This window comes from Halobacterium rubrum (assembly GCF_021729015.1).
Classification (GTDB): domain Archaea; phylum Halobacteriota; class Halobacteria; order Halobacteriales; family Halobacteriaceae; genus Halobacterium; species Halobacterium rubrum.
Map to the genome: position 1 here is coordinate 84,396 of NZ_JAJQQZ010000001.1, position 15,826 is coordinate 100,221.

At 70.4% G+C, this 15,826-nt stretch carries 10 protein-coding genes; 2 read left to right on the forward strand and 8 right to left on the reverse strand.

Annotated elements, in window-relative coordinates:
• Positions 1 to 24 precede the first annotated feature (24 nt).
• The 5 genes from LT971_RS00490 to LT971_RS00510 all read right to left on the reverse strand — a co-directional run bounded on the left by LT971_RS00490 (position 25) and on the right by LT971_RS00510 (position 8,969).
• Positions 25 to 3,123, reverse strand: coding sequence for an FAD-binding and (Fe-S)-binding domain-containing protein (locus tag LT971_RS00490; RefSeq protein WP_237004888.1), 3,099 nt, complete (start codon positions 3,121 to 3,123; stop codon positions 25 to 27).
• 82 nt (positions 3,124 to 3,205) lie between these two features.
• Positions 3,206 to 4,915, reverse strand: a complete 1,710-nt coding sequence (locus LT971_RS00495; RefSeq protein ID WP_237004889.1) for an L-lactate permease — start codon at positions 4,913 to 4,915, stop codon at positions 3,206 to 3,208.
• 115 nt (positions 4,916 to 5,030) lie between these two features.
• Positions 5,031 to 6,335, reverse strand: coding sequence for an O-acetylhomoserine aminocarboxypropyltransferase/cysteine synthase family protein (locus LT971_RS00500; protein ID WP_237004890.1), 1,305 nt, complete (start codon positions 6,333 to 6,335; stop codon positions 5,031 to 5,033).
• 124 nt (positions 6,336 to 6,459) lie between these two features.
• Entirely contained in the window at positions 6,460 to 7,638 is a 1,179-nt protein-coding gene (gene metX / locus LT971_RS00505; RefSeq protein WP_237004891.1) for a homoserine O-acetyltransferase MetX, read from the reverse strand.
• Positions 7,638 to 8,969, reverse strand: coding sequence for an O-acetylhomoserine aminocarboxypropyltransferase/cysteine synthase family protein (locus tag LT971_RS00510; protein ID WP_237004892.1), 1,332 nt, complete (start codon positions 8,967 to 8,969; stop codon positions 7,638 to 7,640). The genes metX and LT971_RS00510 overlap by 1 nt, the downstream gene beginning before the upstream one ends.
• A gap of 157 nt (positions 8,970 to 9,126) precedes the next feature.
• Between LT971_RS00510 and LT971_RS00515 the strand changes: the two genes are divergently transcribed.
• Positions 9,127 to 10,281 carry an MFS transporter gene (locus LT971_RS00515; protein WP_237004893.1) on the forward strand — a complete coding sequence of 385 codons (1,155 nt, stop codon included), beginning with the start codon at positions 9,127 to 9,129 and terminating at the stop codon, positions 10,279 to 10,281.
• A gap of 82 nt (positions 10,282 to 10,363) precedes the next feature.
• Here the strand turns inward: LT971_RS00515 and arcD are convergent, their stop codons facing one another.
• Positions 10,364 to 11,845 carry an arginine/ornithine antiporter ArcD gene (gene arcD, locus LT971_RS00520; protein ID WP_237004894.1) on the reverse strand — a complete coding sequence of 494 codons (1,482 nt, stop codon included), beginning with the start codon at positions 11,843 to 11,845 and terminating at the stop codon, positions 10,364 to 10,366.
• A gap of 137 nt (positions 11,846 to 11,982) precedes the next feature.
• On the reverse strand, positions 11,983 to 13,155 hold the full coding sequence (locus tag LT971_RS00525; protein WP_237004895.1) for a pyridoxal-phosphate-dependent aminotransferase family protein: 1,173 nt from the start codon (positions 13,153 to 13,155) through the stop codon (positions 11,983 to 11,985).
• A gap of 124 nt (positions 13,156 to 13,279) precedes the next feature.
• On the opposite strand from LT971_RS00525, the gene ligA reads away from it, so the two are divergent.
• A complete protein-coding gene (gene ligA / locus LT971_RS00530) occupies positions 13,280 to 15,430 on the forward strand; it encodes an NAD-dependent DNA ligase LigA (RefSeq protein ID WP_237004896.1) in 2,151 nt (716 codons plus the stop codon).
• A gap of 56 nt (positions 15,431 to 15,486) precedes the next feature.
• On the opposite strand, the gene LT971_RS00535 is transcribed toward ligA, so the two are convergent.
• A complete protein-coding gene (locus LT971_RS00535) occupies positions 15,487 to 15,681 on the reverse strand; it encodes a cold-shock protein (protein WP_237004897.1) in 195 nt (64 codons plus the stop codon).
• Between the last annotated feature and the right edge of the window lie 145 nt (positions 15,682 to 15,826).

Below are 15,826 nucleotides of genomic sequence, written 5' to 3' on the forward strand. Positions count from 1 at the left end.
GAGGAGGAGGAGGAGGAGTGGTTCTCAGAGCGCTTCGGCGAGCTTCTCCACGGGGTGGGGCGGTTCGCCGTCCACGTCGACGTCGTCGCGCTCGCCGAGCTGGGTGCGACACGACGACCCGGGCGCGGTGACGGTGTCGGCGTCGCTGTCGGCGACCTGGTCGACGAGGATGTCACCGATGGCCTGACTCATCGAGTAGTGCTCGGCCTCGTAGCCGAAGCTCCCCGCCATCCCGCAGCACGTCGAGTCCAGCGGGTCGACCGCGTAGCCCGCTCTCCGGAGGACGCCGACGGCGTGGTGGTCGCGCTGCTCGGCCTTCTGGTGGCAGTGCCCGTGGTAGGCGAGGCTGTCGCCGTCGGCGTCGAAGCCGGCGGCCTCGTCCAGCCGGTGGCGGTCGAGGTACTCGCAGACGCCGTACGTGCTCGCGGCGACGGACTCGACGTCGTCGCCGGTGACTCGCGGCTCATCGCCGCTCGTCGACTTCGAGGCGCGTGGCGCCTCGCCCAGGAGGTCGAGGTAGTCGCTCTGGAGCATCACGGCGTCAGAGGGCTCGACGTAGACGACGTCCCAGCCGTCGGCGACCTTCGGCGCGAGCGCGTCGACGTTCGCGCGTGCCGTCTCGCGGGTCCGGTCGACGAGCCCCCGGGAGTACGCCGGCCGGCCGCTGTCGCCGACCTCGTCCGGCAGTGCGACGTGGACACCGGCCGCTTCGAGAACGCGCACGGCGGCCTTCCCGACGTCGACCTTGCTGTAGTTGGTGTACGGGTCGGGTGCGAGCAACACCTTGTGGTCGGCGGCGGCCTCGGGCACCGTGGAGCCGCCCCGGCCGTCGAACCACTTGCGGAGCGTCTCCCGCCGGAACTCGGGGAGGTCGCGCTCGGCCGCGATGCCGACGGTCTTCTCGGCGACGGTGCCGGCGCCCGGCAGGCTGGTCGCCCAGTTCGAGACGGGCGCGAACAGCGACCCGAGTTTGAGGAGTTCCTCCGTGTGGCCGAACAGGCGGTCGATGAGGCTGACGCCGTCCTCCTGGTGGTGTGCGTGCTTGACCTCGGTCTTGAGCTTCGCCATGTCGACGCCGCTCGGGCAGTCGATCTTGCAGCCCTTGCAGCCGACACAGAGGTCCATCACCTCGTGGAGGAACTCGTCGTCCAGCGGGTCGTCCGGGAGGTTCCCGTTCATCGCCGACCGGAGCATGTTCGCGCGACCGCGCGTGCTGAGGATTTCCTCGTCGGCGGCGCGGTAGGTCGGACACATCACGCCCCCGGTGGTCTCCTGGTAGCCCGTACAGCCCGCACAGCCGTGGCAGAGCTCCGTCATCCCCCGGAAGCCGTTCTCGTTGTCCCAGTTCAGCGCGGGGTCGAAGCCGGCGTCGAACTCGTAGTTCGGGTCGAACCGGAGGTTCTCGGTCATGTCCGACTCGCCGGCCTCGTCCCCGCAGACCTGCCCGGGGTTGAGAATCCAGTCGGGGTCGAAGGTCGCCTTCGTCTCCCGGAAGGAGTCCCAGAGCTGTTCGCCGTAGAACTTGCGGTTCCACTGACTGCGGGCGCGGCCGTCGCCGTGCTCGCCCGAGACCGAGCCGCCGTACTCTACGACGAGGTCGGTGACGCGGTCGGCGATCTCCTCCATCTTCGCGAGGCCCTGCTCCTCTTTGAGGTTCACCAGCGGCCGGATGTGGAGGACGCCCGGACCGGCGTGCGCGTAGTACGAGGCGAACGTGTCGAGGTCGTCGAGGATGTCGCGGAAGTCGGCGACGTAGTCGGCGAGGTGCTCGGCGGGGATGGCGGTGTCCTCGATGTACGGGTAGTGTTTCTCGTCGCTCGTCCGCGACAGCAGGATGGGAAGGCCGGCCTTCCGCATCTTCCAGAACTTCGCCTGCCGGTCGTCGTCGTAGGCCTCCAGCACGTCGACGGCCTGCACGGGGTCGTCGGTGACGCCACCGGCACCCTCGCTCGGGTCGCCGTCGGGCGTAGCGCTCGGCAGGCGGTCGGCGACGAGGTCGGCGACCCGCTGGCGGGCCTCGGCCTCGCTGTCGGCGTAGAACTCCACGAGCAGCGTCGAGTCCGTCCCCTCCGGGAGCATCCCGACGACGTCCGCGAACTCGCCGGTGTCCCGCGCGAGGTCGAGGAACACGTCGTCCATCACCTCGACGGCCGAGGGGTCGTGTTCGAGGATGGGGGAGACGTCCCGCATCGCGTCGAGGACGTCGTCGTACGTGAGCATCGCCACCGCCGTCTCCTCGGGAACCGGTTCGAGCGACACCTCGGCCTCGGTGACGACGCCGAGAGTGCCCTCGCTGCCGGCGAGCAGGCGCGCGACGTTCACCGCGCCGCGCTCCGCGGCGTCCTCGAGGACGCGGTCGTAGTTGTACCCGGAGACGTTGCGCTTGAGGTCGGGGAAGCGCTCCCGGATCTCGTCGGCCTCCTCGTCGAGGAGGCACTGGACCTCGGCGTAGATGCGGGCTTCGAGGTCGCCGTCCGGGTCCGCGAGGTCACCGAGGTCGTCGGTGTCGACCCAGCCGAGCGTGGTGACGGTGCCGTCCGCGAGCACGACCTCGGCTGACTCGAGGTAGCCGTCGGCCTTCTCGTAGACCAGCGAGTGGGCGCCCGTGGAGTTGTTCCCGATGGCGCCGCCGAGCACGCTCTTGTCGCCCCACGCCGGGTCCGGGGCGTACTTCAGGCCGTACTCGGCGAGTTCGTCGTTGAGTTCGGCGAGCGTGATGCCGGCCTGTGCGCGGGCAGTCTCGGCCTCCGGGTCGAAGCCGACGAAGCCGTCCATGTCGTGTTTCAGGTCGAGGACGACCGCCTCGTTGACCGTCTGGCCGGCCAGACTCGTGCCGCCGCCGCGCGGGAGCACGGGAATCTCGCGGTCGGCGCAGTACTCGACCACGGCCGCGACATCCTCGGTCGACGTCGGGAAGACGACCCCGACCGGCAGCACCTCGTAGATGCTGGCATCGGTGGCGTACAGCTGGCGCGTGTAGCTGTCGAAGCGCACGTCGCCGTCGACGCGCTCGCGCAGGTCGTCGACGAGGTCGGGGCGCTCGATGCTGTCGCTGGCGTAGTCGTAGTTCGCGCCGGGGTCGTCCGCCGGGTCGCCGTCGGGTGGGGTGTCGCGTGTTGCCATTGGTGTGTCGTAGGGAGTGCGTGGTGTTATTGTGTGGGGGTCGGAGCCGCCGCGGTGGCGGCCGGACGGTGGACGGCGCTCGTCAGAACAGCCCGGGGAACAGCACGTAGCTGAACAGCATCCCGAGCACGCCGGCGAACAGCGCGAACAGAACCGTCGGCACGATTGTCTTCCGGAGCATGTCGCCCTCGCGGCCCGTGATGCCGACGACGCCACAGATTGCGGCGACGTTCAGCACCGAGACCATGTTCCCGATGCCGCCGCCCGTGTTCTGGAGGGCGACCACGACCGCGCGGGACGCGCCGACCTGCGAGGCGGCCTCGTACTGGAGGACGCTGAACAGGATGTCCGAGGACGTGTTCGACCCGGTCATGAACGACCCGAGGGTCCCAATCCACGGCGACACCAGCGGGAGCCCCGCGCCGGCGCCCTCCGCGAGGATGCGGGACAGCGCCGTCATCATGCCGATGACGTCCGTGGGGTTGGTCGCGGACTGGATCATCACCTGCGTCATCGAGACGGCGACCACGAGCGTGAGCGCCGCCGGCGCGATCTGGCGGAAGGACTCCTTCCACGCCGCGGCCATCTCCGAGCCGTCCATGCCGTGCAGCCAGCCGGTGAGGATGGCGACCGGCACGAACGGCATCGTCCCCGGCAGGTAGAGGTACCGCAGCGACCAGTTCAGGTCCTCGTAGCCGAGGACGTCGAAGCCGACGGCGTACGACTGGACGACGGAGACGATCTGCTCGCCGCCGACCTGGAGCGTCGGCCACCGCGTGAGCAGAAGGACGGCGGCGACGAGGAGGTACGGCGTCCACGCCAGCAACACGGACATCTCCTTGCTCGGTTCGTCGTTGTCGAGTTCGTCGAGGTCGAGGCCGCCCCGCCACGTGTCCGTCCACGACTCGCGGTCGGGGAAGTCCCAGGTGTTCTCGGGGACGAGGACGCCGCGGTTCGCGAGCACGAGGCCGACGCCGAGCGTGACGAAGCCGGCGGCGATGTCGGGCAGCGCCGGCCCGATGAACCACGCGACCAGCCACTGCGTCACCCCCGTCAGTGCGCCGAGTAGCACCGCGAACGGGGCGATTTCCAGCGTCGGGCCGACGGCGCCGGTCAGCGACCGCTCGCCGTCGTTCCCGAACCAGTACGTCAGCAGGTAGACGCCGAGCACGCCCCAGAAGACGTAGGTGATGCCCGTGAGGACGCCGGTCCACGCCGATACGAGGTCGAGGAACTCCAGCACCGGCATGCGCTCCGGGAGCGACCCCTCGATGACGGCGCCGACGCCGCCGATGACCGGCGTACCGGCGGCGCCGAACGGCGGGTTCGGGGCGTTGAAGTACAGCCCGAAGACGGCCGCCGCCAGCGGCGGGAAGCCGAGCCCGATGAACAGCGGCGCGGCGAGCGCGCCCGGCGTCCCGAACCCGGCCGCGCCCTCGATGATGGTCATGAAGCCGAGGCCGACGAGCAACACCTGCACGCGCCGGTCCTCCTCGATCTGGCGGAAGTACCAGCGGATGGTCGCGATGGCGCCGCTGCCGTCGAGGTAGTTCATCAGCAGGATGGCGCCGAAGACGATGAGGATGATGCTGAACGCCTGGAGCGCGCCGTAGACGGCGGCTGCGGCCCACCACTGGGCTTGCATCCCCCAGACGCCGATACCGAGCACGGTCGCGATGAGCCAGCCGACGCCCATCGCCCGGGCGGCCGACCACCGCAGGCCGACCAGCAGGCCGAACGCGACGGCGATGGGGATCGCTGCGAGCACGGCGAGCGTGAACGTATCCACCATGGGTACGTCCCGACGGTTAGGACGCCCCTACTTCACGGCTTCGGGCGGTTTTCACCTGAGAGGAATCGTCTCGGGTGTCGCCGATAGGCGGAACTGCCGTCTCGATTGGGCGGCGTCAGTCGCCGCCAGTCGCCGCGACCGCTGTCTCGATTGCTGCCTCGAGGTCGGCGACGACGTCGGCCGGGTCCTCGATGCCGACCGAGACCCGCACCATCTCGGGGAGGACGCCGCCGGCGCGCTGCTCGTCCTCGGTGAGCTGCTGGTGGGTGGTGCTGGCGGGGTGGATGACCAGCGTCTTCGCGTCGCCGACGTTCGCCAGCAGGCTCGCCAGCTCGGTCTCCTCGGTGGCGGCCTGCGCGGCGTCGTAGCCGCCCTCGACGCCGAAGGTCACCATGCCGCCGTAGCCGCCGTCGAGGTACTTGCTGGCGTTCTCGTGGGTCTCGTTGTCCGACAGTCCGGGGTAGTTCACCCACGCCACGTCGGGGTGCTCCTGGAGGTGTTCGGCGACGAGCTGGGCGTTCTCGCAGTGTTTCTCCATCCGCAGCGGGAGCGACTCGAGCTTCTGGAGGGTCTGCCAGGCGTCGAACGGCGACTGCTGGTTCCCGAGGTCGCGCAGCCCGCGGGCGATAGCGGCGTACGTGAACGCCGCGTCGCCGAACCGCTCGGCGAAGTTCACGCCGTGGTAGGCCGGGTTCTCCTGGGCGATTTCGGGGTAGTCGTCGGCGTGCGCGCTCCAGTCGAAGCTGCCGGCGTCGACGAGCGCGCCGCCGACGGTGGTGCCGGCGCCGTGAATCCACTTCGTGGTGGAGTGCCAGACGACGTCGGCGCCGTGCTCGATGGGGTTGGCGAGCGCGGGCGTGGCGAACGTGTTGTCCACGATGAGTGGGACGCCGTGGTCGTGGGCGATGTCGGCGATGCGTTCGAGGTCGGGCGTGACCAGGCTGGGGTTGCCGACCGTCTCGACGAGCACGTAGGCGGTGTCCTCGTCGATGGCGTCGTCGTACGCCTCGTAGTCGAGCGTGTCGACGAAGGTCGTCTCGATGCCGCGGCGCTCGGCGCTGTGCGTGAGGTACGTGACGGTGCCGCCGTAGAGGTCGCTGGACGCGACGACATTGTCGCCGGCACTGGCCAGTACGAACGTCGCGAGGTCCAGGGCCGCCATCCCGGAGGCGGTGGCGACAGCGCCCACGCCGCCCTCGAGGGTGGCGAGGCGTTCCTGGAGCGTCGCGACGGTGGGGTTCATCAGCCGCGAGTAGATGTAGCCCTCCTTCTCGAGGGCGAACTGGGCGGCGGCGTCCTCGCTGTCGTCGAAGACGTAGGAGGTCGTCTGGTGGATGGGCGGCGCCCGCGACCCCGTGGCGGGGTCGACGTCCTGGCCCGCGTGGACGCTGTTCGTGTGGAATCCGTGGTCGTCTGCCATAGAGAGACAGAGACACTCCGTGGGGTAAACCGCGCCGACACCTGCAGGTCCTGCCGGTCTTCGGGACGAGCGGCAGCCGGCGCGGCGTCCGCTGCCCGGCCGGCTGCGGGACGACGACGGGCGGCTATCCGGAGAACAGACCGTTGTGGACCGGCGCGTACTCGCCGTGCTCGCCGTCGTCCTCGAGAGTGTCCGTGACCGAGCGCCCGTCGACGCCGTCGGCGAGGAAGTCGCTGAGCGGTGGGCCGACCGATTCGGGTTCGACGAGGAAGGCGTCGTGGCCGTGGTCGGAGTCGACGACGTGGTGGGCGACGTCGGCGTCGCCGGCCCGGAAGGCGTCGGCCAGCTCCTCGCTCTGTGCGACGGTGAAGTGCCAGTCACCCGTGAACGACAGCGCGAGCGCCTCGCCTGGGAACGCCGCGAGCGCGTCGGCGTCCGAGTCGTAGCCCGCGGCGAGGTCGTAATCGTCCATCGCGCGCACGAGATAGAGGTAGCTGTTGGCGTCGAAGCGCTCCACGAACTTGTCGGCCTGGTAGTCGAGGTAGGACTCGACGTCCCGGTAGGGGAAGAACGCGCCGGCCGGGTCGGTCGGGAAGGCGTCGTCGCCCGCCTCGCGGCCGGCGGTGCGGCGGCCGAACTTGTCCGCCATCGAGTCCTTCGAGAGGTACATGAGGTGGCCGAGCTGGCGGGCGAGCGCCAGCCCCTGCGTGGGGTGGTCGCGACCGTAGTAGTCCCCGCCGTTCCAGTCCGGGTCGCCGCGGATGGCCCGGCGTGCGATGGCGTTCAGGCCCAGACACTGGGCGTCGAGGCGGGGAGCGGCTGCGACGGCGGCGACCCGACGGACGTCGTCTGGGTAGCGGCGGGCCCAGTCGAGGGCGTTCATGCCGCCGACGCTCCCGCCGACGACGGCGTGCAGGCGGCCGACGCCGAGTTCATCGAGGAGCCGGCGCTGGCTGCGGGTCCAGTCGCCGACCGTGACCGGCGGGAAGTCGGTGCCCCAGGGCTCGCCGTCCGGTCCGTCGGCTGGCGGGCCGTCCGTGCCGTAACACGACCCGGGGACGTTCGCGCAGACGACGAAGTACTCGTTCGTGTCGATGGCCTTCCCGGGGCCGACGACGTCCTGCCACCAGCCCCGGCCCTGTCCGTCCGCCCGGCCGCGGACGTGCTGGCTCCCCGTCAGCGCGTGACAGACGAGTACGGCGTTGCTGCCGTCGTACTCGCCGTACGTCTCGTAGGCGACCGTCAACTCCTCGATGGTCTGGCCGGCGTCGAACTGGAAGTCGGTGAGTGTCTCCGTCGGCATCAGTGCGCCCCCCGCAGCGCCTGCTCGAAGTCGGCGAGCACGTCGTCGGTGTCCTCGATGCCGACGGAGACCCGGACCATCTCTGGCGCGACGCCGGCCTCGCGCTGCTCGGCCTCGTCGAGCTGGGCGTGGGTGGTGCTGGCCGGGTGGACGACCAGCGTCTTCGCGTCCCCGACGTTCGCGAGGAAGGAGGCGAGTTCGACGCCCTCGCAGACGGCCTTCGCCGCCTCGAAGCCGCCCTCTGGACCGAACGTGAGGACGCCGCCGAACCCACCGGTAGACGTGTCTGCCGAGGTGTCACTCGCTCCGCTCGCGGCACCCCCTTCCAGGTACTCGCTGGCCGCCTCGTGGGTCGGGTGGTCGTCGCGGCCGGGGTACGACACCCAGTCGACGTCCGGGTGGTCGGCGAGGAAGTCGGCGAGCGCGGCGGCGTTCTCGCAGTGCCGGGCGACCCGCAGCGGGAGCGTCTCGACGCCCAGGAGGGTCTGCCAGGCGTCGAAGGGCGTCTGCCCGGTGCCACAGCACCGGACTGCGCGCTGGCGGACGGCCGCCGCGAGCGCGCGGTCGCCGAACCGCTCGGTGAAGTCGACGGCGAACGCCGGGTTCTCGCCCGAGAGTTCGGGGAAGTCGGCGTCCGAGTGGTCCCACGGGAACGTTCCGCCGTCGACGACGACGCCGCCGAGCGTGGTACCGGCGCCGTGCAGCCACTTCGTCGTGGACGCCCACACGACGTCGGCGCCGTGCTCGATGGGACGGCACAGTTCCGGCGTGGCGAACGTGTTGTCGACCACCAGGGGCACGGCGTGGTCGTGGGCGACCTCGGCGAGCGCGCCGAAGTCCGGCGTCACGAGCGAGGGGTTCGCGATGGTCTCGACGTGGACGAACGCCGTGCTGTCGTCGATGGCGTCGGCGACGGCGTCGGGGTCGAGGGCATCGACGGTGTGGACGTCGACGCCGCGCTTGCGCGCGATGGTGTCGAAGTACGTCGCCGTGCCACCGTACATCTCGGCGCCGGCGACGACGGTCCGGCCGGCCTCGGCGAGCGTGGTCGTGATGGCGTCGAGTGCGGCCATGCCGGTGTTCGTCGCGACGGCGCCAGTGCCGCCGTGGAGCGCGGCGAGACGGTCCTCGAGCACCGAGACGGTGGGGTTGGAGATGCGCGAGTAGACGTCGTCCTCGGAGTCGAGGGCGTAGCGGGCCGCGGCCTCGTCGGCGTCCGGGAAGACGTACGACGTGGTCTGGTGAATGGGCGGCGCGCGGGCGCCCGTCTCGTCGACGTCTTGGCCCGCGTGGACGCTGTCAGTCGCCCGCCCGCGACTCCCGTCTGTCATTGGTTACAGTAATATATCTCCGACCGCATATGCACACCAGTTACGGCAACTGTCGCCGGGGTCGGGGATGTCGCCCGACGCACCGAGTATCGGGGCCACGACGCCACCGGCTCCCCCGTCGCCGGCCTCTTGTCCCCGCAGCGCCAACCCTCGCTGGATGGTCCGTCGGGAGCGCGCTGCCCTCGCCTCGGTCGTCTTCGCGGTCCTGTTCGCGCAAGTGCTGCTGTACCCGGGCGCCAGCGACCTCGTCGCCGCCTACGGCGCCGCCGACGCCGACACCGCCAGCCGGTGGTTCCTCGCCGCCGAGTTCGGCGCGTTCGTCGCGTTCGCCGGCGTCTGGGGGTACGCCAGCGACCGCGCCGGCCGCCGCGTCCCCTTCATCGTCGCGGGCGCCGTCGGCGGCGGCGTCGGCTACGCCGCGCTCGCCGCCGCCCCGGTCGGCCTCGCCGGCGCGCTCGCGCTGCGCGCCGCACAGGGCGCGGTCACCATCGGCGCGTTCTCGCTGGCCATGACGATGCTGATGGACCTCTCGGACGACCACGGCGCCGACATGGGCGCCGCCGGCATCGCCATCGGGCTCGGCACCGCCCTCGGCGCGCCCGTCGGCGGCCAGCTCACCGAACTCGCGCCCAGAGCACCGCTGGTCGCCGGCGCGGGCGTGCTCGCGGTGGCGGGCCTGCTCGCGACCCGCGTCCCCGACCGGGCGCCCACCGGACACGGCGACACGCTCGTCTCGGCGGTCCGCACGGTCGCCGACCGGCCGGCCGTCGGCGTGCCCTACGCCTTCGGGTTCATCGACCGCTTCACCGCCGGGTTCTTCGCGCTCGTCGGGACGCTGTACTTCCGGCAAGCGTTCGGCCTCGACGCGGGCGCGACAGGGCTCACGCTCGCGCTGTTCTTCGCGCCGTTCGCGCTCCTCCAGTACCCCTTCGGACGGCTCTCCGACCGCGTCGGCCGGACGATTCCCATCGCCGCCGGCTCCGCGCTGTACGGCGTCGCCGTCGTCGGCGTCGGCCTCGCTCCCGGGCTCCGGCTCGCGCAGGCCGGCATGGTGGCGGTCGGCGTGCTCGGCGCGCTGATGGCGCCCGCGACGATGGCGCTGGTCACCGACATCGCCGACGACGACGAGCGCGGCGTCCACATGGCGGGGTTCAACGCCGCCGGCTCGCTGGGCTTCCTCGCCGGCATCGTCGGCGGCGGCTGGGTCGCCGAACGCTACGGCTTCGGCGACGCCTTCCTACTGGCGGGCGGCACCGAACTCCTGCTCGCCGCGCTCGCGCTGCCGGCGCTCCTGCGCCTCGACACGCGATAGCCGGCAGCGACGACGAACAGAGCAGGAGGAGGAGGAGGAAGGCCGTCCGGCCTGCCAGACGGCCGGTCGGCTCGTCAGGCGGTCAGTCGTTGGTGGCCGTCGTGGCAGTGGCCTCGTCTCCGGAACCGGACGTCGCCGGCTCCGCCTCGCCCTCGTCCTTGTAGTAGATCTTCCAGCCGGTCGCGCCCATGAACAGCAGGACCAGCGGGGAGAAGAACCCGAAGAAGTAGTACGGGGCGTACTCGACGACGGGCACCCCGAGCGCGGAGTACATGAAGACGCCGCCGGACCCCCACGGGATGAGGGCAGAGGTTGTCGTCCCCGAGGCCTCGACGGCCCGGGAGAGGTTCCGGCTCTCGAGGTCGTACTCGTCGTAGAGGTTCCGCAGCGTCATCCCCGGGACGACGATGGCCATGTACTGTTCGGCCGCGAGGACGTTCATCGCGAACGTCCCGGCCGCGGTGCCGGCCGTGAGACCGAACACGCTGCTGACGGCGACGCTGATGTAGTGGGCGATGGCGGCGAGGACGCCGGTCTCCTGGAGGATGCCGCCGAGCGCCAGCGCCGCGACGACGATGGACACCACCCAGATAGAGCCGCTGAGACCGCCGCTGGCGAGGAGTTCGTTGGTCATCTCCACGCCGGTCTCGGGGCCGGTGCCGTAGTGGACGGTGTTCCAGGCTGCGGCGAGCCCCTGGCCCTGGAGCGTGAGGCTGACGCCGACGCCGGTGAAGATGCCGGCGCCCAGCGACGGCAACGCGGGGTAGCCGGCGACCGCCAGCGCGAACGTCACGACGATTGGGACGAAGGCCAGCGGCGAGACGACGTACGCGCTGGACAGGCCCTGCTGGATCTCGGCGACGCGATCGACGGGAATCGACCCGCTGGCGTTCAGCCCGAGCACGACGAAGATGCCAAGCGACAGCAGGAACGCGACGGCCGTCCCCGGCCGCATCGCCCGGATGTGGTCCATGAGCTCCGTGTCGGTGACGGCGGCGGCGAGGTTGGTCGTGTCCGAGAGCGGCGAGTTCTTGTCGCCGGTGTACGCGCCGGAGAGGACTGCGCCCGCCGTCATCGGCTCGGGAATACCGAGGCCGGAGCCGATGCCGATCATTGCGACGCCGAGGGTGCCCGCCGTCGTCCACGACGACCCGATGGCGAACGAGACGACGGCCGCGAGCACGATGGTGAACGGCAGGAAGATGCCCGGCGAGAGGAACTCGAGCCCGTAGTACATCAGGGCGGGGATGGTCCCGGAGTCGATCCAGGCGGCGATGAGCATGTAGATGACGAAGAGGATGAGGACGGCCTGGAGTCCGGTCAGGATGCTGCGCCCGATGCCGTCGTAGAGCTCCGTCCACGTGTACCCGAAGTAGTACCGGCCCATCAGCCCCGACAGGACGATGCCCCACAGCAGCGGCATCTGGGGGTCGAGGTCGAGCGCGATGAGGCCGACCGCGAGGAAGACGATCATCCCGACGACGGGGACGGCCGCCTCCCACAGCGACGGCTGTCTCTCCTCGGGAATCTCGTCGTACGTCTTCGGTGTGAACTCGATTGACATGGTGACGGAGGGGGATTGAATAGAACCCTACTAAAATCCCCCGTCTGGTTGACTACCCTTCGGAATCAGCCGAGCAATTGGATCTTTTATCTTACTGCCGAAATAGAACTTGACAGTCGGGTGGCCGACGCCGCGCCCTACCGGAGTCGGTCGCGGGCCGCCCCCACGCCAGCCTGCACGTCGACGTCGACGCCGACCTCCCGGAACGCCTCGCCGACTGTTCGAACGCCACGGAGCACCTGCTCGGTGGTGAGTTGGCCCATGTTCGACACGCGGAAGATGTCGCCGCCGAGGTGCGCCTGCCCGCCGCTGATGGAGACGCCGCGGGCGTTCACGGCGTCCATGAACTCGCCGGCGTCGTCGCCGCGCGCCCCCTGGGGGAGACGGATGGCGGTGAGCGTGTTGGAGTATTCGGCAGCCTCGTTCAGCCGGGGGAACGATTCGAGGCCCATCTCGTGGAAGCCGTCCCGGAACGACGCCGCCTGTTCGCGGTGGCGAGCGATGCGGTCGGGCATCCCCTCCTCCCGGATGTTCGCCGCCGCCTCGGCGAGCCCGCGAAACAGCGGCACGGCGCTCGTGAACGGCGTCTGGTTCGACTCGGCCTTCCGCAGGTGCCAGTCGAGGTCCTCGTAGAACGGCGCAGCCTCCCCGTCGAGGTCGGACACCACGTCGTCGGTGACGTACATCGCGCTCAGGCCCGGCGGCGCGGCGAGGGCCTTCTGGGCGTCCGTGATGGCGACGTCGACGCCCCAGTCGTCGACGCGGAACTCGTCGCCGCCGATGCTCGTCACGCCGTCCACGACGTACCGCGCGCCGGCGTCCGCCGCGAGGTCGCCCACTTCCTCGACGGGGTTCAGCAGCCCCGTGCTCGTCTCGTTGTGGACCATCGTGACCACGTCCGTGCTCGGGCCGACGGCGTCCGCGACAGCGTCGACGTCCACGGGCTCGCCCCAGTCGAAGGAGACCCGGGTGGTGTCGGCGTACCGCTCGGCGACGCGCGCGAACCGCCGGCCGAACTTCCCGTTCACTACGGCGACGACCTCGCCGCCGTCGCCGACGAGGTTCGCGACGGCGGCCTCCATCCCCATCGTCGCGGTGCCGTTCAGAATCAGGCTCGTCCCCCCGCTGGACGTCGACGCGCCCGACGGCGTCGAGTGCTCGAACACGTAGTCGAGGTGGTCCTGCGCGCGCTCGTAGACGGCCTCGAAGTCCGCGGAGCGATGGGAGACCATCGGCTCACTCATGGCCTCGCGTACCTCGCGAGCGACGGGCACCGGCCCCGGGTTCAGCAGGAGGAAGTCCTCTCGCATACCGGTGGGTCGGCGCGAACGAGGATAAACACGGCGGGTGGTGCAAGGTTCGCCGCCCCGGCTACGGCAGGGGTGCGCCGTCGCGTCCACACCGCTTACCACCCGGGACGGTGTACCCGGTGACATGGCCGAAGCCGACGCCGGGACCGGGGAGGACGCGCCCGCGGACAACCCCTACGTCCGCGAGCCAGACACCGAGTTCGCACCCGTCGACGACCTCGACGCGGACGCCGCCAGCGAGCAGGCCGCCCTGCTCCGGGAGGCGCTGCGGTACCACGACTACCGCTACTACGTCCGGAACGACCCTGTCATCGGCGACCGCGCCTACGACCAGCTGTTCTCGCGGCTCGAAGCGCTCGAAGACGAGTTCGACCTCGCGACCGACACCAGTCCGACCCAGCGCGTCGGCGCCGAACCGCTGGACGAACTCGCGTCCGTCGACCACGTCGCGCCCCTGCTCTCGCTGGACTCCAGTGGCGACGCCGACGACGTCCGGTCGTTCGCCGACCGCGTCGCCCGCGAGGCCGACCGGGACGACCTCGCGTTCGTCTGCGAACCGAAGTTCGACGGGCTCTCGGTCGCAGTGACGTACGTCGACGGCGAGTACGAGCAGGCCGCCACCCGGGGCGACGGCGAGACCGGCGAGGACGTCACCGAGAACGTCCGCACCATCGACAGCGTCCCCCTGCAGCTGCGCGGCGACCCGCCGGCGTTCCTGGTCGTCCGGGGGGAGGTGTACATGCCGCGGGACGCCTTCCAGGCGCACAACCGCGAGCGCGTCGAACGCGGCGACGACCCGTTCGCGAACCCCAGGAACGCCGCCGCCGGCACGCTCCGCCAGCTCGACCCGAGTGTGACCGCCGAGCGCCCCCTCGACTGCTTCTTCTACGACGTGCTGGCGGCCGGCGAGGAGGCGGTCGATGGCGTCGAACCGTCCCGGGGCGGGCTGGACGTCGGGCTCGACAGCCACTGGGCAGAACACCAGCAGCTCCCCGACTGGGGGCTGAAGGTCGACCGGGAGGCCGAGCTCGTCGAGGATATCGAGGCCGCGGTCGACTACCGGAACCGGCTCGGGGAGCGCCGCGAGGACCTGAACTACGAGATCGACGGCGTCGTCGTGAAGGTCGACGACCGACAGACCTGCCTCGAGCTGGGGACGACGGCCCGCCACTACCGGTGGGCGTACGCCTACAAGTTCCCCGCCCGCGAGGAGGTCACGACCGTCGCGGACGTCACGGTGCAGGTCGGGCGGACCGGCCGGCTGACCCCGGTGGCGCTGCTCGACCCCGTCGACGTCGGCGGCGTCACGGTGTCGCGGGCGAGCCTCCACAACCGCGACGAGATTCGGGCGATGGGCGTCGGTGTCGGCGACGCGGTGCGCGTGCAGCGCGCCGGCGACGTCATCCCGTACGTCGCGGAGGTCGTCGAGGACCGCAGCGAGGGTCACTTCGAGTTCCCCGAGTCGTGTCCGCGCTGCGGGAGCGACGTGGAGTTCGACGGCCCGAACGCGTTCTGCACGGGCGGGCTGACGTGTCCCGCACAGCTCGTCCGGTCGGTGGAGTACTTCACGGACGTGCTGGACGTCGAGGGCGTCGGCGAGGAAGCCGCCGAGCAGTTCGTCGAGGCGGGCGTCGTCGAGGAGTCGGTCGCCGACCTCTACGACCGCTCGGTCGAGGACCTCGCCGAACTGGAGGGCTGGGGGGAGACCAGCGCACGGAACCTCCTCACGGAGCTCGACGACGCCCGGAATCCGCCCCTCGGGGAGTTCCTCGCGGCGCTCGGGATTCCCGAGGTCGGGCCGACCGTCGCCGACGACGTCGCTCGCGAGTTCGGGACGCTGGAGGCCGTGCTCGACGCCAGCGAGACCGACTTCGAGCGCGTCGACGGCGTCGGCGAGGTGGTGGCCGGCCACCTCGCGGAGTTCTTCGAGAACGACCGCAACCGCGACGTGGTCGCGCGCCTGCGCGACGACTCCCGCCTCGGCGAACCGGAGCCAGCGGACGTCGAGGGTGGCGGAGCCGAGCTGGAGGGGGTGACGTTCGTGTTCACCGGCAGCGTCGAGGGCTGGACGCGCTCGGAGCTCCAGGCCCTCGTGGAACGCCACGGCGCCAGCGCTACCGGGTCGGTCTCCGGGAACACTGACTATCTGGTCGTCGGGGAGAGCCCGGGTCAGTCCAAGCGGGACGCTGCCGACGCGAACGACGTCCCGCAGGTCGACCCGGGGGAGTTCTTCGCGTTGCTGGAGGACCGTGGCATCACCGTAGAACAGTCGTAGCTCGTCGCTGCGTGCGTGGAAAGCGGAAGAACCGCTACTGATTCAGAAGTCCGAAATTAGACCCGAACGACTTCGGTCGCGCGCGGACCCTTCGGTGCGTCTTCGATGCTGAACTCGAGTTCCGTCCCCTCCGTGAGGTCCTCGCCGCCGACATCTTCCATGTGGAAGAATACGTCGTCGTCTGCGTCCTCGGTGGAAATGAAACCGTAACCGCCAGTCTGGTTGAAGAAGTCAACCTTACCTTCTGCCATTGCAAACAACTGTAGGGCCGTTTCGGACATAAGGGTTCCGAGAGTCGCGCTAGCACGGTTTTCTCGGCTCGACGTGGCTAAAATCTACTCGAGAACATCTCGGAAACCGTGCCAGTCCGCGACGATTGATCAGCCGGTAGCGACT